We start from the raw sequence: 18,622 nt of genomic DNA, 5'->3' as shown, positions 1-18,622 counted from the left end.
CATGGGTCGAGGCTACCCGGCAGAATGATTCACGTGAAACCAGATACGGGTGGGCACATCCACTCCAGTGACCCGTTCGCCACTCCCGAGCAGGACAAATCCCCGGTACGCCGGCTGCGCGGACGGCTGGCCGCGCCGGTCACGCTGTGGACCGCGCCGGGTCCGTCCGGGCTCACCGTCTCGTCGATGCTGGTCGCCGACGGGGAGCCGGGACGGGTGCTCGGGCTCGTCGACGAGGAGAGCGACTTCTGGGACGCCGTCTCGGTCGCCGGGCGCTTCGCGGTCACCCCGCTCGGGCCGGACGACCAGCAGCTCGCCGACAAGTTCGCCGGGCTGATGCCCGCGCCCGGTGGCCTGTTCGCGGCCGGGAACTGGACCGACACCGAGTACGGCCCGGTGCCGGGTGACGCCGCGACGTGGGCGGGCTGCCGGCTCGACGCGGACCGGCCGTACGGGTGGGCGCTGCTCGTCGAGGCCACGATCGAGACCGTCGCCGCGGGCGCCCACACGAGTGATCCACTGATGCATTTCCGCGGGCGCTACCGCTCGTTGGACCGGTAAGCGCACGCCGAGCGCCACTCGGCGCAACCGCCGACCGGCGGTCAGTGACGGTGTCCCGACCTTCGTACGGTGCCGGAAACACCCGCCCCCACGAAGGTGGTGAGCCCACGTGACGACCGAAGCGACATCCAGCGAGAAATATCTCGAGGTCCAGAGGTCCGCCGAGTTCGCCGGTCTCCGGCGCCGGATCCGCAACTTCGTCTTTCCCATGACGATCGCGTTCTTCCTTTGGTACGCGCTGTACGTCCTGCTGTCCGCGTACGCCCGCGGCTTCATGTCCGTCAAGATCGTCGGCCACATCAACATCGCGTTGCTGTTCGGCCTGCTGCAGTTCGTGACGACGTTCGTGATCGCCTGGTACTACTCGCGGTACGCCGCGAAGGAGATCGACCCGGTCGCCGACAAGATCAAGGCTGAGCTCGACGGCGGGGGTGCGCAGTGAACACCCTCATCGCCGCCGAGGCCGGCAACTCCACGAGCCGTACCCTCACGATCACGCTCTTCCTGGTCTTCGTCGCGATCACGCTGGGCATCACGATCTGGGCCAGCCGGCAGACCAAGACGGCGACCGACTTCTACGCCGGTGGCCGGCAGTTCACCGGGTTCCAGAACGGCCTGGCGATCGGTGGCGACTACATGTCGGCCGCCTCGTTCCTGGGCATCGCCGGACTGATCGCGCTGTACGGCTACGACGGCTTCCTGTACTCCATCGGCTTCCTGGTGGCGTGGCTCGTCGCGCTGCTGCTGGTGGCGGAATTCCTGCGCAACTCGGGCCGCTACACGATGGCCGACGTGCTGGCGTTCCGGATGCGTCAGCGCCCGGTCCGTACGGCCGCGTCGGTCTCCACCATCGTGGTGTCGATCTTCTATCTGATCGCCCAGATGGTCGGCGCCGGCGCTCTGGTGTCGCTGCTGCTCGGCATCCGCCCCGGCACCACGTTCCTGGGCATGGACGCCGACACCGCCAAGATCGCCACCATCATCCTGGTCGGCGCGCTGATGATCGTGTACGTGGTGGTCGGCGGCATGAAGGGCACGACGTACGTCCAGATCGTCAAGGCGTTCCTGCTGATGACCGGCGCGCTGATCATGACGCTGCTGGTGCTGGCGCACTACAAGTTCAACCTGTCCACGCTGCTCGGCGACGCCGCGCAACGGTCCGGCAAGGGCGAAGCCTTCCTGGAACCCGGACTCCGGTACGGCATCGAGTCGGCGAGCGCGTCGGCCACGTTCTACAGCAAGATGGACCTGCTCTCGCTGGGCATCGCGCTGGTGCTCGGCACGGCCGGCCTGCCGCACATCCTGACCCGGTTCTACACCGTCCCGACGGCCCGGATCGCCCGTAAGAGCGTGCTGTGGGCCATCGGCATCATCGGCACGTTCTACCTGTTCACCCTGGCCCTGGGCTTCGGTGCGGCGGCGCTGGTGGGCGGCGCGGAGATCACCGCGCAGGACAAGGCCGGCAACACCGCCGCGCCGCAGCTGGCCCAGAAGCTGGGCATCGACTTCCTCGGTGGGGAAACCGGCGGGTCGGTCCTGCTGGCGATCATCGCGGCGGTCGCGTTCGCCACGATCCTCGCCGTCGTCGCCGGGCTGACCCTGGCGTCCTCGTCGAGCGTGGCGCACGACTTCTATGCCAGCGTGATCAAGCGGGGCAACGCCAGCGAACGGGACGAGGTGCGGGTCGCCCGGTTCTCGGCCTTCGGCATCGGCGCGGTCGCGATCGTGCTGTCCATCTTCGCGCAGAGCCTGAACGTGGCGTTCCTGGTGGCGCTCGCGTTCGCGGTCGCCGCGTCGGCGAACCTGCCGACGATCCTCTACAGCCTGTTCTGGCGGCGGTTCAACACCGCCGGGGCACTGTGGGCGACCTACGGTGGCCTCGCCGCCGCGGTGCTCCTGGTGTTCTTCTCGCCGGTGGTCTCCGGCTCACCGACGGCGATGTTCCCGGACAGCGACTGGCACTTCTTCCCGCTGAGCAACCCCGGCATCATCTCGATCCCGATCGGCTTCCTCTGCGGCTGGATCGGCACGGTCATCTCCAAGGAGACCGACCCCGAGAAGTACGCCGAGCTCGAGGTCCGGTCGATCACCGGGCACGGAGCGCACTGACGGCTGTTGTTCCCACCCGGGGGCCGACGCGTGGACAGCGCGCCGGCCCCTGGCGTTAGAGTGGCGCCCATGGCGGTTCAGCAGCGGTTCGGCAAGGGGCATCGGGTTCTGGTCAGTGGCGGGGCCGGCTTCGTGCCCTCCCACGTCGTCGATGCGCTGATCGCGCGGGGTTGCACGGTCGTCGCCGTCGACAACTTCGTCACCGGTGCCCGGGACAACGTCGCGCACCTCGCCGACGAACCGCGGTTCACCCTGGTCGAGGCCGATCTCGCCGCGGGCCTGCCCACGGACCCGGCGCTGGCCGGGCGCTTCGACGCGATCATGCACATGGCGTCGCCCGCCAGCCCCACCGACTTCGCCAAGCTGCCCGTCGAGATCCTCAAGGTCGGCTCGCTCGGCACGCTGGCCCTGCTCGACCGGGCCGTCGCCGACTCGGCGCGCTTCCTGATGGCGTCGACCTCCGAGGCCTACGGCGACCCGGCCGTGCACCCGCAGCCGGAGAGCTACTGGGGCAACGTCAACCCGATCGGCGTGCGCTCGGTCTACGACGAGGCGAAGCGCTTCTCCGAGGCCGCCACCATGGGATACCACCGCTTCCACGGGCTCGATACGGCCATCGTGCGCATCTTCAACACGTACGGTCCGCGGATGCGCCCGGACGACGGCCGGGCCATCCCGACGTTCATCAGCCAGGCGCTGGCCGACTTGCCGATCACCGTGCAGGGCACCGGCACGCAGACCCGGTCGATCACCTACGTCGACGATCTGGTCCGCGGCATCCTGCTGCTGCTCGACTCCACCGAGACCGGCCCGATCAACTGCGGCACCGAGCACGAGCTGTCGATGCTCCAGCTTGCCGAGCTGATCGTGAAACTCGCCGGCAGCGCCTCCGAGATCACCCTGGTCGAGCGCGCCTCCGACGACCCGGAGAAGCGCCGCCCCGACCTCACACTGGCGCGTACGCTGCTCGGATACGAGCCCGAGGTGGGCCCCGAGGAGGGGCTGCGGCGCACGATCGACTTCTTCGCCCGGTGAGTCATTCAGCACCGTAGTGAACGTTGCACGAACAGTAATTGTCTCCTGCCTTCGTGCCAGCCGGTGTCGAAGAGGGGTTTACCTGGTGCGCGCCTCGTAATCTGGTCTCATGTCTGCGACTTCGTCCCCTTGGGGTGGCCCGGCCGGCCGGGCTTCAGTGCCGGGTCCGGTGGGTATGCCGGGTGCTATGGATCGATCCTCGGTGCCTGGCTCTTCCGGCCGGGTCGGAACGGCCCGCCCGGGCGGTGGCCGGGGCGAGTCTTCTCCCACCGGTCGTCAGTACGACGGCGACTGGCCACCCCGTGGTTCGGGTGGCGGACCGGGTGGACCGGTGGGCCCCCCGCCGCCGCGCGGGTCCGGTGGCGGTGGCGGTCGCCCGTACTCGGGCAAGCGCAAGCCGCGCTGGGGCCGGATCGCCCTCGTCGCGGGTGGCGTCGTCCTGGTGATCGCGCTGGTCGCCGGCATCTCGCTGTACAGCTACGCCAACGGGCTCGACGACGACCTGAAGCGCACGGACGCGTTCTCCGACATCACCAACGGCCGCCCGGCCAAGACGGTGGACGGGGCGCTGAACATCCTGCTGGTCGGCAGCGACTCGCGGGATCCGGACGCCTCCAAGGAAGACACGAACGCCTGGCGCGCGGACACGCTGATCATCATGCACATCCCGGAGGACCATAAGTCTGCCCAGCTGATCTCGATCCCCCGCGACCTGTGGGTGACGATCCCGAAGGCCAACGACGCGGCGTGCAGCGACGGCAGCCGGGCGAAGATCAACGCGGCGTTCGCGTTCGGCGGGCTGCCCCGGGCGGTGCGCACGGTCGAGTGCATGACCGACGTCAAGCTGGACCACGTGCTGGCCATCGACTTCGGCGGCTTCAAGGAGGTCACCGACGCGCTCGGCGGCGTGGACCTCCCGGTGGACCGCAGCATCACGTCGATCCACAAGCCGTTCCGCAAGTTCACCAAGGGCACCATGCACATGGACGGCGCCCAGGCGCTGGACTGGATCCGGCAGCGCAAGCAGTTCCCCCGTGGCGACTTCGACCGGATGCGCCACCAGCAGGAATTCCTGAGGGCGCTGATGGACAAGGCGGCCAGCAGCGGCACGCTGGCCAGCCCCGGCAAGCTCGACGACTTCCTCAAGTCGGTCACCAAGGCCATCACCGCCGACAACGACTTCTCGCTCACCGACGCCGCGGTGCAGTTCCGCAGCCTCCGCGGGGAGAACCTCACCTTCATCACGAGCCCTAACAAGGGCAGCGAGACCATCGACGGGCAGAGCGTCGTCGTCTCGGACCGGGAGAAGGCGCTCGCGCTGTACAAAGCGGTCACCGACGACAAGGTGGGCGACTGGATGACGGCGAATCCCACGAAGTAAGCACGCGTTAAGTCGGACAAACGGCGCGGGTCGGCGGTTATCGCCACCCGCGCCGTTTGCATGAACACCGCATGTCATGGAGCTGAAACAGACAAGGCCTCGCACGGGATGCGAGTTGAACGTACAGTGACATCCGCCATTCCCTGCCGACGCTTGGAGTCCGTATGTCCGTCCATGCCACCAGACGCCCGCCGGCGCTGGACAAGGACGGCAAACCGACCCGGGACCATCCGTCGGGGCCATTGCCCAAACCCGCCAAGAAGAGGCGGGACCCGCTCTGGGCCAAGCTGACCGTCGCGTTCGGCGCGGTGCTGATCCTCACCAGCGGCGCCGGCGTCGCGGGCACCAAGTGGTTCGTGCACAGCGCCTCCGGTGCGGTCACCCAGGAGAACCTGCTCGGCGGCACGAAGAAGAACGAGGCCGAGGGCGGCGGCGACATCAAGGGCGCGGTCGACATCCTGCTGATGGGCGTCGACGCACGTAAGCGCTGGGCGGTCGACGACCTGCGGTCGGACACGATCATCGCGCTGCACATCCCGGCCAGCCACGACCAGGCGTACCTCGTGTCGATCCCGCGGGACACCGAGATGAACGTCCCGGCGTTCCCCAAGGCGAGCTACCCCGGCGGCACCGCGAAGGCCACCGAGGTGTTCTTCCACGGCGCCCAGAACGGCGGCGGCTGGGCCGGCGGCGCGCAGCTCATGGCACAGACGATCAAAGAGAACACCGGGATGAACTTCGACGGTGCCGCGATCATCGACTTCAACGGCTTCAAGGGCATCATCGACGCGCTCAAGGGTGTCCGGATGTGCGTCGACCAGCGGGTCAAGTCGCACCACATCCTGATGGTCGACGGCAAGCCGCTGTACCTGGCCGACGCCCGCAAGGTCGGCGGGACCAAGAAGGAGATCTGGTACGAGAAGGGCTGCCAGGACATGGAGGGCTGGCAGGCGCTCGACTACGCCCGGCAGCGCTACGGCCTGAAGAACGGCGACTACGACCGGCAGCGCCACCAGCAGCAGCTCATCAAGGCGATCGCCAAGAAGGCCGCGAACAGCGGGGTGCTCACCAACCCGGTCAAGGTCAACGGGCTGATCAAGGCGGCGGGCGACGCGTTCGTGCTCGACACCGGTGATGTCGCGGTCGCCGACTTCATCTTCGGCCTCAAGGGCGTGGCGGCCAACGACATGGTGCTGCTGCGGACCAACAACGGCACGTTCGCCGGGAACGGCGCCGGCCGCGAGACGATCACGCCGAAAAGCATGGAGATGTACGAGGCGGTCAAGAAGGACAAGCTCGCCGAGTTCATCCTTGCCAACCCGGACGTCGTGGCCAACGAGAAGTAGCTCTACGCTGGAATCGTGTTCGGACCTCAGGTACCCAGCGTGACAGCCACCCAGGTCGAGAGCTCGACCTACCTGCTCGACGTGCGCGAGCCCGACGAATGGTCGGCGGGACATGCGCCCGACGCCCATCACCTGCCCATGATGGAGGTCCCGGCGCGGGTCGCCGAGATCCCGAAGGACGCCGAGGTCGTGGTCGTCTGCCGGGTCGGCGGGCGCTCCGGCCAGGTCGTCTCCTACCTCATGGGCAACGGGTGGGACAACGTACGCAACCTCGACGGCGGCATGCAGGCCTGGGCCGCCGCGGGGCGCGACATGGTCAGTGAGAACGGGCAGCCGGCCCGGGTGCTGTGAGGCCCCTGGTCTTCGCCCATCGCGGCGGGGCGGACGCACTGCCCGAGCACACGCTCGCGGCGTACCTCCGTGCGCTCGCCGACGGCGCCGACGGGGTCGAGTGCGATGTCCGGCTGACCCGGGACGGGCACCTCGTCTGCGTGCACGACCGGCGCCTCGACCGCACCTCCAACGGCACCGGGCTGGTCAGCGCGAAGACGCTGGCCGAGCTCGAGGGCCTCGACTTCGGTTCCTGGCACGCCGCGGCGGCCGCCGCCGAGCTGACCGCGGAGCACACCAGGCTGCTCACCCTCGACCGGCTGCTGTCGGCGCTGCGTGATTCCGGCCGTGCCGTCCGGTTACTCATCGAAACCAAGCATCCGTCACGCTACGGCAGCGAGGTGGAGCGGCGCCTGGTCGAGATGTTACGGAAGTTCGGGCTCGCGGAGCCGGTGCCGGGTGATCCCGTACAGGTGACGGTCATGTCCTTCGCGGCGCTGGCGCTGCGCCGGATCCGGGCCCTCGCGCCCGGCCTGCCGACCGTGTATCTGCTGGAGATACCGCCTCCCGGGGTCGGTCGCGGCCGGCTGCCGTTCGGGGCCAGGATCGCCGGTCCCGGGATCGGCCTGGTGCGTTCCCGGCCGACGCTGGTCCGGAACTTTCAGGCGGCCGGGCTGCAGACCTACGTCTGGACGGTGAACAACGAGCCCGATCTCGACCTCGTGCTGGAGCAGGGCGTCGACGGCATCATCAGTGACCGGCCACGCTTCGTGATCGACAAGCTGGAAAACGCACGCCCAGTGTGACAGCCGCCACTCTCGCCAGAATTATCCCCAAGATCCACACCTACCGCTCTGCCAAAAAGCGCGGAAGCGAGGCAGACTCGCAGATATGCCGGACCGACCTGATTACACCGCGTTCACGCGTGGGCAGATCGCTCTCCTCGGCCGGATCAGCGCGGGCGAGACCGGTCTCGCCGTCCTGAACCAGATCGTCCGGCTCGCCCAGCACGTCCTCGGCGGCCGTGGCGCGGGCTTCGCCGAGTATCACCCCGGCCACGGCCGGATCGTCGCCGCCAGCGGCGCCTGCGAGAGCGCGCTGGGCCGCCGGGTGGACCGGGAGGACGAGGGACTGCTCGCCGGCCGCAACACCCGCCTCGTCAGCCTCGACTCGCTGCACGACATCGAGGACGCCGGCCTGCACCACGCGCTCGGGGCCCGCTGCTCCGCCGGCGACCTGGTCGTGGGCACCCTGCACGTCTACTACGGCGCCGAGGACACCGAGCCCGGCCCGGAGCACCACGCCGTCCTGGAACTGCTCGCGGCGAACGTGGGCCACGTCTACGGCGCCCGGGCCGCCGCCCGGCCCGGCCCCGGCGACCCCAAGGGCGCCGTGCTCGACCGCACCGCCGTCGCCGACCAGCGCCGCCAGCAGGACCGCGACCTGTTCGTCGCGGTGACCAGTCACGAGCTGCGGACCCCGGTGACCGTGATCAAGGGATACGCGGACACCCTCACCAACCACTGGGGCTCCCTCGACGAGGTCGGCCGCCAGGAAGCGGTCCGGGTGATCGCCTCCCGGGCCGGCGAGCTCGCCCGCCTGGTCGACCGGCTGCTCGCCGCGACCAGCGACGACGGCGAGGCCGGCGGCTCCCCGCCCGGCCCGTTCGACCTCGTGGACGGGCTCCGTGCGGCCGTCACCGAGCTGCCCGAGGCGCTGCGGCCCCGGCTCGTGCTCGCCGACCTGCCGGCCGAGCTGCCCAAGGCGTTCGGCGACCGCGACTCGATGGCCACGATCCTCACCGAGCTCGCCACCAACGCCGACAAGTACTCCCCCGCCGAGACACCGGTGACGGTGACCGCGGAGGCCGACGAGTCGACCGTGACGTTCCGGGTCGCCGACCGGGGCATCGGCGTCCGGCCGGAACACGTCGAGCTCGCCTTCGAGCGCTACTGGCAGGGCGATCCCGACCCCGACGGCCGCAACCCGGGCGCCGGCCTGGGCCTCTATCTGGTCCGCAGGATCGTGGAACGCCAGCACGGCTGGGTCTCGCTGCGGCCCCGGGAGGGCGGCGGCACGGTCGTCGAGGTCCGCTTCCCCCGCGCATAACCCGCCATGCCCCGGGGCATGGAGTCCGGATCGTGACGGCCTGCGACGGGCCCAGGTTGCGCCTCGCTGCGCGGTCCGAACGGTCGGATACAAACCCGGTATCCGATCGCCCGGCCCACTTGCGACGCGAAACCTGGACTCCGTCTCGGCGGCGCCACGATCCGGACTCCATGCCCTAGGCTGGTTCGCCGTGAGCAAGCGTCGAAAGAACCCCCGAGCCGCCGACGCGGCGCCCAAGCGCGAGAAGATCAAGGACATCTTCGTCGCCCGGCCGTTCGAGGGCCTGGCGGACGAGACCGAGTGGATCGCGCTCCGCGAACTGGTGCCGGCCGCCTCGGCGCCGCTGACCCTCAAACCCGAGATCATCGAGGAGTACGGCGACCGCCAGGTCACCCTCTCCACGGTGCTGCCCATGGCGTGGCCCGCGATGACCCGTCAGGACGGCCGGGTCTTCGTCGGACTGCAGCGCCACGTCCAGTCCGGCGACGTGTCCCGTGACATCGCGGTGGCCATCCTGTGCGCGCTGCGGACCACGCCCGGTGAGACCGTCGCGGTGCCCGGCCTGCCCGGTCCCGGCGTACGCCTGCAGGACATCCTGGTGGACGGCCCGCTCGAGATCAGCATGCACGAGGGCTTCGAGTACTGGCTCGACGCCCAGCAGGCCGAGGACGCGAACGTCAAGGCGTCCCTGGAGCGGGCGAACGCCTCGATCTACCCGACCGTACGGCTGTCGTCGGCGCACGCCGCGTACTGGTGCCGGGTCCCGGACAAGGCCCACGTCCGCTGGGTCCTGCCGGACCCGGAGGACGCCGCGCTGGACGCCCTGGCCCGGCTCTCCGCCGCGGGCGACCTGCTGCTCGGTGACGGCACCAAGTTCGCCGGCATGTTCCGCGCGCACGGCCTGCTGGTCCCGGTCTGGGACGTGCCGGGCGAGCCGGACGGCACCGACTGGGAAGCCCCGCTCGCGGACTTCGCCAAGCGTTACGCCGACGTCCTCGGCGAGAAGGCCCCGCTGGACGGCGCCGCCCGCCGCGCCAAGCAGGGTCTCGTCGGACGGCAGCTGACGCTCCGCTAGCTCATCGGCCCGTGGCGGGCCCGCGTCGTCAGAGTCCGGTCCGTTCGATCGGGCAGGACATGCAGCGCGGCCCGCCCCGGCCGGAGCCCAGCTCGGAGCCGCTGATCGCGATCACCTCGATGCCGGCCCGCTCCAGCTGGGCGTTCGTCTCGACATTGCGTTCGTACGCGACGCAGAGCCGTGGTGCCACCGCGAGCGTGTTGTTACCGTCGTCCCACTGCTCGCGCTCGGCGGTCACCGGGTCCAGGCCGGTGTCGATGATGCGCAGTCGCTCGATGCCCATCGCCTCGGCCGCCGCCTCCAGGAACGGCCGGGCCGCGCCCACCCGGGGCTCCCCGTCGAACCCCGCGGTCACCGGGTACGCCATCAGCGTGTCGGCGATGTTGGGGTACATGACCACGGCATCCACATCGACCATCGTGCAGACGGTGTCGAGGTGCATCGTGGCGCGCTCCTGCGCGATCGGCACCGCGAGGATCGTGTGCGCCAGGCCGGCCGCGAACACCCGGCGGGCCAGCCGCTCGGCACCGGCCGGCGTGGTGCGCTCGCCCACCCCGATCGCCAGCACGTCCGGGGCGAGCAGGAGCACGTCGCCGCCCTCCAGGTTCTCCAGCTCCGGGCTGTAGAGCAGCTCGGTGCCGGCGAACCGCGGGTGGTGGGTGTAGATGGCCCGGGTCAGCGTCGTCTCCCGGCCCCGGGCGGGCATCGCGAGACTGGTGACGGCGACCTGGTCGCGGACCCAGACCGAGGAGTCCCGGGTGAAGAGCAGGTTGGGCAGCGGGTCGATGACGAAGTCGTGCCGGTCCATGAGCTCGTAGACGAGGCCGCCGGGCTTGCCGGGCCCGGGTTTCACCTCCTCGTGGGCCAGTCCGGCCATGAGGACCTGGGCGAGCTCGCGCGGGTCGAGGTCGGCGAGGTGTGCGCCGACCCGGGTCCGGAGGCTGTCGCCCAGGCGCGGGGAATTCAGCACACCGGCGGTCAGCGTGGTCCGGGCCTCCGGCACGGCCAGCGTCTCCTCGAGCAGCTCACCGAGGTACAACACCTCGACACCGCGCTGCCGCAGCGCCTCCGCGAACCGGTCGTGCTCCTCCTGCGCCCGGCCCACCCACGGGATGGCGTCGAAAAGAAGTGAGTCGTTGTTGCGAGGTGTCAGCCGCGCCAGCTCGGCCCCGGGCCGGTGCAACATGACGGTCGCGAGGCGGCCAACTTCACTGTCGACATGAGGAGTCACGAACACGAGCCTAGGGTGATTTCGGGCCGTCGGCGCGCTGGCTTGTCTCGCGGTCCGCAGATTTGTCATCTACTGTCCGCATCGGTCCTGTGACGTAGCGCCAAGATCCGGGACACGGCTGCGCACACGCTAAGGGCACGCTAACTTGGCGGAGGATGTTTCGGATTCCAGGGGAGCCCTAGGTCGCGTGATGCACCATACGGAAAAACACCTTGTCCGTGAATGCGGCATTCATCCCCACTCATTCCGCTTTCTTTTCGGCCCGATGACTTGCTTGAGTACCGGGTCCAACACTTACCGTAGTGAAAAGAGAGCCCGATGGACCTTTTGCCGGAGGTCGCAGTGACTGTCTTCCCCGCACGTCCCGCCCTGCCCGCCGCACACCGAAGCCTTCCCCCCGCACCCCCCGACCCGGACCGGTCCCAGCCAGGCACCGCACTGGAGCCGGTCCGCCCCAGCCCCGTCGAGTGGGCCCGCCGCCGCCGCGCCGAACGTGACGCCCGGCGCCTCGAGGCCGCCGGCTCCCGCGCGCTGACCCGCCTCGACCGCCTCGGACCCGCGTGGCACATCGTCGACTGGCCGCGGACCGACTCCCTGGGCTACGAACACGACCCCAGCGACGACCGCGCGGGCTTCCTCGCGATCGGACCCGGAGGCGTGTACGCCGTGACGGTCGCCGACCACGGCCGCGCCCGCGTTCTCATCGCCGGGGACGTCGTCCAGATCAACGGAAAGCGGCCCGCGTACGTCGCTGAGGCCCGCCGGGACGCCAAGCGTGCCGGACGCGCCATGAGCGCCGCTGTGGGCCTGAGCGTGCCCGTGACGCCCGTACTCGCGTTCGTGGGCACCGGGGTCATCAGCGTGCACGGTCTGCCCAAGGACTGTCTCGTGGCGACCCACAAGGAACTCGACCGCCTCCTGATCGCCGGTGGCGCCCGCATCTCGCCCGCTACGGCGAGCAAACTTTCCGCCGTGGCACAGCACCCCGCTACCTGGGCAAACGCGCCATATCGACCGGCTGGTGACTACCGTTGGTACCCGGGGGGCCAAACGGCCGCTGACAATCGGGCGACCCGCCGGTAACGTTCCTCCCAGTGCATCGGGCACCGGCCGGACACTCATCGGGTGACCGGCCGGGGTCCTGCCGATCCCGGCGGCACGGACAACAGGGAGGTGCGGGTGGCGCACGTCGAGCTCTCACTCTCGGGAGCGTTCGTGCCCCAGGCGCGTACGCCGGTCGAATCCGAGTTCGTCTCGAACATCGACCGATGGGCCGCCACCGTCTGGCAGGCGGTGGAACCCTGCCTCGTCATCGACGTGAACTCCACGGTGGTGGCCGTGTCCCCGTCCGGCAGCGAGCTGCTGGGCCTGGGCAAGGGCGCCGAGGTGGTGGGCAAGCCGCTGCTGGGCACCCTCCGGCTCATCGACTTCACGGCCGGCGCGGGCGACCTCACCGACCAGGAGATCGAAAAGATCCCGCCGCTGCTGGCCATGTCCTCGGAACGGATGGCCCGCGGCCTGCTGCGCATCCAGCCCCCCGGCGACGAACGCCCCGTCACGGTCGATGCCATCACGACCCCGCTGCTCGAGAACGGCCGGGTAGTGGCGACGCTCACATTCTTCGCGGCCATCCGGTACTGATTCCACTCTTTCGTGTGGCGATGAACGCACCCGTCACCCATTGGGGTTAGCAGGGTTCGGACCGTAAGGTTCCCTTCATGCTCGAGCTTGATCTGCTACCCGAGGAGTACGCGGTGTGCCGGCTACCCGCCGGATCCGCACTGCCGCCATCCCTCAGCAGCGGCCCGGACAACAAGTCGGTCATCTCCGTGACCTGGGCACCCGACGAGGTCTCCATCATCTGCCCGAGCGACCGGGTGCCCCAGGACGCGATCGCCGAGGCCTCGTGGCGCTGCTTCCGGGTGGTCGGCCCCCTGGACCTCGCCCTCACCGGAGTGCTCGCCTCCCTGGTGAGCCCGCTGGCCGAAGCCCGGGTCAACATCATCGCCTTCTCCACCTACGACACCGACTACCTCCTGGTGCCGCAGGTCCGCCTCAGCGAGGCGGTAGCCACCCTGACCGCAGCCGGCCACCGCCTGGCCGCGTAACCGGCCGTCGCACCCGCTGCTGTACCGGACCACCCGCGCAGCCCGCTCCACTGCTTGCCGCGCTCTCGCTGGCCAGTTGCGCTGCGCACGCTGTACCGCCTGCGTAGCTGCCGCCAAATCGAGATAGCCGTCTATTCAAATATCGCCCTACCATGGGGCCGTGCTCCGCGATGTCCACCGGGCAGGCCTCCGCCACCTGCCGCTGACCGGCATGACGGCCGGCGCGTTACTGGTCGGCGCGCTGGCGTCGCTCACCGGATGCGGCGAACCACCCGCACCGCCGCGCACCGCGCCGCCACCGGTCACCGGCAACGCCGGGACCCCTTCGGCGTCACTACCGACCCCGCCGCCCGTGGTGACCACCGAGCCGACGCCCGAGCTGCCACCACCGACCTACGCGACGCCGACGGTCGGGCCGATCACGACGTACCCGGGCGCCGTCACCACCGCACCGACCACCCGCTACACGCCGCCACCGGTCGTGACCACCACCGGCCCCACGGCGACGCCGGCACCTGCGTGCACCAACGGTCCCACCCCGGCACAGTTGATCGCCGCGGTGAAGGGGACGCCCGGCATCCCGGATGAGCCACTCAAGGTCATCTCCGGGCCGTTTTGCTCGGGCACGTGGCAATACTCGATCATGGAGATCGCCGCGTCCGGCGGCGAGACCAGGTACGAACCCCTGTCCGTGGTCACGACCGGCATCCCCAGCGCTCTCCAACTCGTCGAAGCCGGCGCCGATGTCTGCAGCGTCCGGGTCCAGGGCGAGGCCCCAGCCGGCATCCGGGTCCACGCCTGCGGAGCCTGAGAGCGGGCCTCCACCTGAGCCCAGGTCCCGCCCCGCAAAGCAGCACCTCGCTCTGGCATCCCGCAGCGGCGCCCCTCCGGCCCCACCCCGCCCCGATCCGGGCTCCCGCCTTGGGAGAACTCCTCCCACTTCGAGGCAACGGCTTCACCTCGGGGCGATAGCACCCGCTCTTTGTTCCTTTGCTCGAAAGCGCAGCAAATTTTTGCCGTTCAATACCTCGCCCGCGCAGCAAATCCCTGCCATTCAATGCCTCGCGCGCGCGACGCACGTGGGCAGCTCGATGCCCGGGACGCCCGGCACCCCTCGCGAGCTGGTACGCCGGGCGGTTTGTCACTCAAAAGAGGAGTGTTGAACTTTTTGTCCTTTTCCGGTTGTTACGTTATTTTTGCGGTATCTCTTGAGCATGTTCACAGCCACTAAATTTGTCCGCATGGCCGCCGTTACCGGTATGGCCGTGGCCACCCTCGCATTCCCGTCGCTCAGCAATGCCGCTTCTGCCGCTCCGGCCGCGGCGGCGGTCAAGACGACCTCCGCAGGCTCTTCCCTCAAGGCTGCCCTGGCCAAGTCCGAGGCCGGCATCTGCATCCGCGGGCACGTCCAGGACGAGGGCTGGCAGGACTGGGACTGCGACAGCGAATTCGTGTGGGCCGGCACCACCGGGGAATCGTTGCGCCTCGAAGCCGTCGAGATCGCCACCGCCAAGACCGGCGGGGTCTGCCTCCAGGGCCACGTCGAGAACTACGGCTGGGGCAAGAAGAAGTGCACCACCAAGAACGGCGCTCCGGTACGGGTCGGCACCACCGGCCAGTCCCTGCGTCTCGAGGCTGTCCGGATCAGTGCCGCCAAGAAGAACGGTCTGTCGTTCGGCATCCAGGGCCACGTCGAGAACTACGGCTGGGGCAAGGTCAAGTACTCGCACGGCACCAAGTACGCCCAGGTCGGCACCACCGGCCAGTCGCTGCGTCTCGAGGCCCTGCGCGTCTGGATCTGACCGGTTCCGCACGTTGATCACCGCGGGCGGGAGCTGTGGCTCCCGCCCGCCATTCTCGTGACCACTAGGGTGGAGGGATGCCTACGCGCTTCGTCTATCTGGGGCCGGAAGGCACCTTCACCGAGCAGGCACTGCGCACCATTCCCGCAGCTGAGCAAGGGTTGCGCACGCCGGCCCGCAGCGTTCCCGAGGCACTCGAGGCGGTCCGGGCCGGGGACGCCGACGCCGCGCTCGTGCCGCTGGAGAATTCCGTCGGTGGGGCGGTGCCGGTGACGCTCGACGAGCTGGGCACCGGGTCACCGCTGGTCATCACCCGGGAGGTGGTGCTGCCGGTCGAGTTCGTGCTGGGCTCGGCGTCGCTCAAACCGCTCGGCTCGGTCCGGTCGGTGGCCGCCCATCCGCAGGCCTCCGCCCAGTGCCGGGGATGGCTGCGCGCTAACATGCCGGACGCGATCGTGGTCGACGTGCTGTCCAACGCCGCTGCCGCGATGGCCGCCGCCGCGGGCGACTACGACGCGGCGATCTGCGCCCCGATCGGGGTGCCCCGCAACAACCTGACGGTGCTGGCCGAGAAGATCGCCGACCGGCCGGACGCGGTGACCCGGTTCGCCCTGCTGTCCCGCCCCACCCCGCCCGGGCCCCCGACCGGTGATGACGTCACCTCGCTGGCGCTGATGATCGACCACGACCGGGTCGGGAACCTGCTCTCGGTTCTCACCGAACTCGCCGTCCGGGGCATCAACCTGTCCCGCATCGAGTCCCGGCCCACGGGCGAGCAGCTCGGCGTCTACGTCTTCTTCCTGGACTGCACCGGCCACGTCGCCGAGCCGCGGTTGGGTGAGGCGTTGCAGGGCCTGCGCCGCATCTGCACGGAGGTCCGCTTCCTCGGGTCCTACCCGCGGCACCGCTGGTCCACGACAGCCCGCGAGAACCCGCAGCCGTCGCAGCCGGGACTGACCAACGAGGACTTCGCGGACAGCGCCGCCTGGCTCTCCCGCCTCCGAGCCGGCGAACCGGCCTGAGCCACCACGGGGTTGGTGACCATTTTCGCAGGTGAAGGGCCAGGGCCTGCGAAGCTGGGCCCCGGCCCGTCCCTCGGCGGGAGCAGCGGTCCGCCACCCCCCACCGAGCTACGACAGCAAGATTTTGATCGTGGTCAGTTGCCCAGGATGTTGCCGAGGAGGCCGCCGGACTGCTGCTGACCTCCGGCTGCGCCGGCGAGGCCGCCCGGGGGTTCTTCCGAGGGCTGGACCACGACGAAGCCCTGGCCGGCGAAGCTCATCGTGAAGCGTTCGCCGGTGGAGCGGCCGAGGAGCGTGCCGAGGCCCATCTGCTCGGCTCGGTGGTAGCCGGTCTGGAGGTTGGCCGACCAGCAGATGGCGGCCTGGGGGTCCACGTAGGTGGGCTGGTCGACGGTGAGGACGACCGGGGTGCCCTTGGTCGTCACCGCGATCCGGCCGTGGCCGCTGAAGACGCAGTTGAACAGGCCCGCGTTGGAGGCCATGCCGACGCCCTGGACCATTTTGATGTCGTAGTTGAGGGTCGAGTCGAAGGCCAGGACGTTCGCACCGTTGATCGAGAGGCCGTCGCCGGGCTCGAGGTCGATCAGGTGGATGTCCGCGGCGTTCTCGGCGAGGAAGACGTCACCGTGGCCCTTGACCCGCATGAGCGGGACGCCCTCACCGGTGAGTTTCTGCTTGAGGAACTTGCCGATGCCGCCGGATCCGAGCGCTTCGAACTGGACGTTGCCCTGGTAGGCGACCATCGAGCCGACCCGGGCCATGAAATCGCCGTTGAGCTCGGCCTTGAGCAGCTTGGAATTCTGCAGCCGCAGGCCGGGCTGGGCCGATTCCTTCTCGAGATTCTCGGCCGAGAACAGATCGCTGCGCATGAAGTCCTCCTGTGAGTTCGGACCCTCAGCTTAGGGCCGCCGGGCAAGGGCTCAGCCCCAGCCGAGTTCGTGCAAGCGCTGGTCATCGATGCCGAAGTGGTGGGCGATCTCGTGCACGACCGTGATGGCGACCTCGTCGATCACGTCGGTCTCGGTGTCGCAGACCGCGAGTGTCGGGAGGCGGTAGATCGTGATGCGGTCGGGCAGGACGCCGGCGTAGTCCCAGCCGCGGCTGGTGAGGTCGGTGCCCTCGTAGAGGCCGAGCAGGCCCAGGCTGCCGTCGGGTGGCAGGTCCTCGACGAGGATGACCACGTTGCTCATGGTCTTGAGCAGCTCGGGCGGGACCTCGTCGAGCGCTTCGCCCACGAGCTCCTCGAAACGGTCTCGGCTCATCTCGACGGGCACGCCACCCATTGTGCTCCACCCGCCTGAGGGCGGGCGGAGCACCGAATCGGTCGTCAGGACAGCGTGGCGCTCAGGGTGATCTCGGCGCCCGGCGAGAGCAGGCGGGAGATCGGGCAGTTCTTCTTGGCGTCCTCGGCGAGCTTCTGGAACGTGTCGGCGTCGATGCCCGGGACGTCACCGACGGTCTCCAGGTCGATGCGGGTGACGCCGAAGCCGGCGTCGGTCTTGTCGAGGTGCACCTTGGCCGTGGTCTCCACCGAGGTGGGGGTGAAACCGGCGTCCGCGAGACCCTTGGAGAACGCCATCGAGAAGCAGCCGGCGTGCGCGGCGCCGATGAGCTCCTCGGGGTTGGTTCCCTCGCCTTCCTCGAAGCGGGACTTGAAGGAATAGTTCCCCTCGTAGCCGCCCTTGCCGGTCTTGATCGTTCCGGTGCCCTCGGTGAGGTTGCCGGACCAGCGCGCAGAAGCAGTGCGAATAGGCATACGAAGAACGCTAGCCCATGAGCCGCCCCGCTGGCCGGTGGACGCCGCGCGGGCAATGATTGTTCCCATGCGCTTCTTGACATCGCTGGCCGGGGATCGCCGGGTCGTGCCGCTGCTCGCGGCGCTCGGCGCTGTCGCGGTGTTCGCGTCGCTGGTGTCCGAATGGCAGGTCACCGCGATCGACGGGACCGAACGGCAGCAGAGCCAGGTCGGATTGCTGCGGTTCGAGTCCACGGTCGGCGATGTGGGCGGGTGGGGTTCGGCCTATCTGACCGGGCTGTTCCTGCTGGCCATGGCGATGATGCTGGCTCTTTTCGGACCACCGGCCGGCCGGGTGTACGCGAGATTCGCCGCCCTGGGCGGTGCGGGGACGCTGCTGGCGGTGGTTCTCGCGGCGTATTCGACGCTCGCGGACACCAGCTGGGCCATCGGGGCGGTCCAGTCGATCGGGCTGGACGACGACCAGCTCGTGGTGTCGGTCGGGCGTGGACCCTGGTGCGCGATCGTGGGCGTGGGGCTGGTGCTGCTCGCGGCCTACCTCGTGAAGACGGCCGAGCTCACGGAGCGGGGCGACCTCGGGGAGCGGGGCGACCTCACGGAGCGGGGCGACCTCACGGAGCGGGGCGACCTCGGGGAGACGGAGGCCGGGCCGGACCGGTCCTGGCGCCGCCCGGAGGCCCCGGAGGAGGACGGTCTGCCGGAAGCGCCCCTGGAGCTCACCGTGGCCCCCACCAAGCCCTGGGACGCCACGTAGGGA

The 18,622-nt window shown here is 69.6% G+C and carries 21 protein-coding genes; 17 read left to right on the top strand and 4 right to left on the bottom strand.

What is annotated here, in order from left to right:
* Window positions 1-24: 24 nt before the first annotated feature.
* The 10 genes from ACIA6A_RS28900 (at window position 25) to ACIA6A_RS28855 (ending at window position 9,946) form a co-directional block, all read left to right on the top strand.
* Window positions 25-561 carry a flavin reductase family protein gene (locus tag ACIA6A_RS28900; RefSeq protein WP_396101038.1) on the top strand — a complete coding sequence of 179 codons (537 nt, stop codon included), beginning with the start codon at window positions 25-27 and terminating at the stop codon, window positions 559-561.
* A gap of 109 nt (window positions 562-670) precedes the next feature.
* Complete coding sequence (locus ACIA6A_RS28895; RefSeq protein ID WP_396101036.1) at window positions 671-1,003, top strand: DUF485 domain-containing protein; 333 nt, start codon at window positions 671-673, stop codon at window positions 1,001-1,003.
* On the top strand, window positions 1,000-2,670 hold the full coding sequence (locus tag ACIA6A_RS28890; protein ID WP_396101035.1) for a cation acetate symporter: 1,671 nt from the start codon (window positions 1,000-1,002) through the stop codon (window positions 2,668-2,670). Before ACIA6A_RS28895 ends, ACIA6A_RS28890 begins: the two co-directional genes overlap by 4 nt.
* A 69-nt stretch (window positions 2,671-2,739) precedes the next feature.
* Entirely contained in the window at window positions 2,740-3,705 is a 966-nt protein-coding gene (locus ACIA6A_RS28885; RefSeq protein ID WP_396101034.1) for an NAD-dependent epimerase/dehydratase family protein, read from the top strand.
* Between the two features lie 109 nt (window positions 3,706-3,814).
* Window positions 3,815-5,086: an LCP family protein gene (locus ACIA6A_RS28880; RefSeq protein WP_396101033.1), complete on the top strand. Its 1,272-nt coding sequence runs from the start codon at window positions 3,815-3,817 to the stop codon at window positions 5,084-5,086.
* A 164-nt stretch (window positions 5,087-5,250) separates the two neighbouring features.
* The gene (locus ACIA6A_RS28875) at window positions 5,251-6,432 is read left to right on the top strand and encodes an LCP family protein (RefSeq protein ID WP_396101032.1); all 1,182 of its coding nucleotides are present in this window, start codon (window positions 5,251-5,253) and stop codon (window positions 6,430-6,432) included.
* A 15-nt stretch (window positions 6,433-6,447) separates the two neighbouring features.
* Window positions 6,448-6,783: a rhodanese-like domain-containing protein gene (locus ACIA6A_RS28870; protein ID WP_396101031.1), complete on the top strand. Its 336-nt coding sequence runs from the start codon at window positions 6,448-6,450 to the stop codon at window positions 6,781-6,783.
* Window positions 6,780-7,568 (top strand): glycerophosphodiester phosphodiesterase, encoded by a 789-nt coding sequence (locus ACIA6A_RS28865; protein ID WP_396101030.1) that lies wholly within the window; start codon window positions 6,780-6,782, stop codon window positions 7,566-7,568. The genes ACIA6A_RS28870 and ACIA6A_RS28865 overlap by 4 nt, the downstream gene beginning before the upstream one ends.
* Before the next feature lie 85 nt (window positions 7,569-7,653).
* Entirely contained in the window at window positions 7,654-8,871 is a 1,218-nt protein-coding gene (locus tag ACIA6A_RS28860) for a sensor histidine kinase (protein ID WP_396101029.1), read from the top strand.
* A 190-nt stretch (window positions 8,872-9,061) separates the two neighbouring features.
* Complete coding sequence (locus ACIA6A_RS28855; protein ID WP_396101028.1) at window positions 9,062-9,946, top strand: DUF5926 family protein; 885 nt, start codon at window positions 9,062-9,064, stop codon at window positions 9,944-9,946.
* 28 nt (window positions 9,947-9,974) lie between these two features.
* Here the strand turns inward: ACIA6A_RS28855 and ACIA6A_RS28850 are convergent, their stop codons facing one another.
* Window positions 9,975-11,177, bottom strand: coding sequence for an arginine deiminase (locus tag ACIA6A_RS28850; RefSeq protein ID WP_396101027.1), 1,203 nt, complete (start codon window positions 11,175-11,177; stop codon window positions 9,975-9,977).
* A gap of 342 nt (window positions 11,178-11,519) precedes the next feature.
* On the opposite strand from ACIA6A_RS28850, the gene ACIA6A_RS28845 reads away from it, so the two are divergent.
* From ACIA6A_RS28845 to pheA, 6 genes are all read left to right on the top strand, one after another.
* On the top strand, window positions 11,520-12,260 hold the full coding sequence (locus ACIA6A_RS28845; protein WP_396101162.1) for a hypothetical protein: 741 nt from the start codon (window positions 11,520-11,522) through the stop codon (window positions 12,258-12,260).
* 96 nt (window positions 12,261-12,356) lie between these two features.
* Window positions 12,357-12,818, top strand: a complete 462-nt coding sequence (locus ACIA6A_RS28840) for a hypothetical protein (RefSeq protein WP_396101026.1) — start codon at window positions 12,357-12,359, stop codon at window positions 12,816-12,818.
* A 77-nt stretch (window positions 12,819-12,895) separates the two neighbouring features.
* A complete protein-coding gene (locus ACIA6A_RS28835; RefSeq protein WP_396101025.1) occupies window positions 12,896-13,285 on the top strand; it encodes an ACT domain-containing protein in 390 nt (129 codons plus the stop codon).
* A 160-nt stretch (window positions 13,286-13,445) separates the two neighbouring features.
* The gene (locus tag ACIA6A_RS28830; RefSeq protein ID WP_396101024.1) at window positions 13,446-14,096 is read left to right on the top strand and encodes a hypothetical protein; all 651 of its coding nucleotides are present in this window, start codon (window positions 13,446-13,448) and stop codon (window positions 14,094-14,096) included.
* A gap of 430 nt (window positions 14,097-14,526) precedes the next feature.
* Window positions 14,527-15,087: a hypothetical protein gene (locus ACIA6A_RS28825; protein WP_396101023.1), complete on the top strand. Its 561-nt coding sequence runs from the start codon at window positions 14,527-14,529 to the stop codon at window positions 15,085-15,087.
* Window positions 15,088-15,164: 77 nt separating this feature from the next.
* Entirely contained in the window at window positions 15,165-16,109 is a 945-nt protein-coding gene (gene pheA / locus ACIA6A_RS28820) for a prephenate dehydratase (protein WP_396101022.1), read from the top strand.
* 134 nt (window positions 16,110-16,243) lie between these two features.
* Here the strand turns inward: pheA and ACIA6A_RS28815 are convergent, their stop codons facing one another.
* From ACIA6A_RS28815 to ACIA6A_RS28805, 3 genes are read right to left on the bottom strand one after another with little or no spacing between them, the layout of a single operon-like run.
* Window positions 16,244-16,978: an AIM24 family protein gene (locus ACIA6A_RS28815; RefSeq protein WP_396101021.1), complete on the bottom strand. Its 735-nt coding sequence runs from the start codon at window positions 16,976-16,978 to the stop codon at window positions 16,244-16,246.
* A 51-nt stretch (window positions 16,979-17,029) separates the two neighbouring features.
* Window positions 17,030-17,392, bottom strand: coding sequence for a metallopeptidase family protein (locus ACIA6A_RS28810; protein ID WP_396101020.1), 363 nt, complete (start codon window positions 17,390-17,392; stop codon window positions 17,030-17,032).
* A 44-nt stretch (window positions 17,393-17,436) separates the two neighbouring features.
* On the bottom strand, window positions 17,437-17,865 hold the full coding sequence (locus tag ACIA6A_RS28805) for an OsmC family protein (protein WP_396101019.1): 429 nt from the start codon (window positions 17,863-17,865) through the stop codon (window positions 17,437-17,439).
* A 67-nt stretch (window positions 17,866-17,932) separates the two neighbouring features.
* Here ACIA6A_RS28805 and ACIA6A_RS28800 point away from each other — a divergent pair, with 67 nt between their 5' ends.
* Window positions 17,933-18,619 carry a hypothetical protein gene (locus ACIA6A_RS28800; RefSeq protein WP_396101018.1) on the top strand — a complete coding sequence of 229 codons (687 nt, stop codon included), beginning with the start codon at window positions 17,933-17,935 and terminating at the stop codon, window positions 18,617-18,619.
* Window positions 18,620-18,622: the final 3 nt, after the last annotated feature.

It is taken from the genome of Actinoplanes sp. NPDC051494, from assembly GCF_044454705.1.
Classification (GTDB): domain Bacteria; phylum Actinomycetota; class Actinomycetes; order Mycobacteriales; family Micromonosporaceae; genus Actinoplanes.
The sequence above is the reverse complement of the archived record's forward strand: the minus strand, read 5'-3'. Positions and strand labels throughout refer to the sequence as shown.

Bases quoted from the DNA above. Each gene is read 5' to 3' on its own strand.
- ACIA6A_RS28885 (WP_396101034.1), top strand. From the start codon at position 2,740: ATGGCGGTTCAGCAGCGGTTCGGCAAGGGGCATCGGGTTCTGGTCAGT.
- pheA (WP_396101022.1), top strand. From the start codon at position 15,165: ATGCCTACGCGCTTCGTCTATCTGGGGCCGGAAGGCACCTTCACCGAG.
- ACIA6A_RS28860 (WP_396101029.1), top strand. From the start codon at position 7,654: ATGCCGGACCGACCTGATTACACCGCGTTCACGCGTGGGCAGATCGCT.
- ACIA6A_RS28825 (WP_396101023.1), top strand. From the start codon at position 14,527: ATGGCCGCCGTTACCGGTATGGCCGTGGCCACCCTCGCATTCCCGTCG.
- ACIA6A_RS28800 (WP_396101018.1), top strand. From the start codon at position 17,933: ATGCGCTTCTTGACATCGCTGGCCGGGGATCGCCGGGTCGTGCCGCTG.
- ACIA6A_RS28900 (WP_396101038.1), top strand. From the start codon at position 25: ATGATTCACGTGAAACCAGATACGGGTGGGCACATCCACTCCAGTGAC.
- ACIA6A_RS28815 (WP_396101021.1), bottom strand. From the start codon at position 16,978: ATGCGCAGCGATCTGTTCTCGGCCGAGAATCTCGAGAAGGAATCGGCC.
- ACIA6A_RS28805 (WP_396101019.1), bottom strand. From the start codon at position 17,865: ATGCCTATTCGCACTGCTTCTGCGCGCTGGTCCGGCAACCTCACCGAG.
- ACIA6A_RS28835 (WP_396101025.1), top strand. From the start codon at position 12,896: ATGCTCGAGCTTGATCTGCTACCCGAGGAGTACGCGGTGTGCCGGCTA.
- ACIA6A_RS28880 (WP_396101033.1), top strand. From the start codon at position 3,815: ATGTCTGCGACTTCGTCCCCTTGGGGTGGCCCGGCCGGCCGGGCTTCA.
- ACIA6A_RS28810 (WP_396101020.1), bottom strand. From the start codon at position 17,392: ATGGGTGGCGTGCCCGTCGAGATGAGCCGAGACCGTTTCGAGGAGCTC.
- ACIA6A_RS28875 (WP_396101032.1), top strand. From the start codon at position 5,251: ATGTCCGTCCATGCCACCAGACGCCCGCCGGCGCTGGACAAGGACGGC.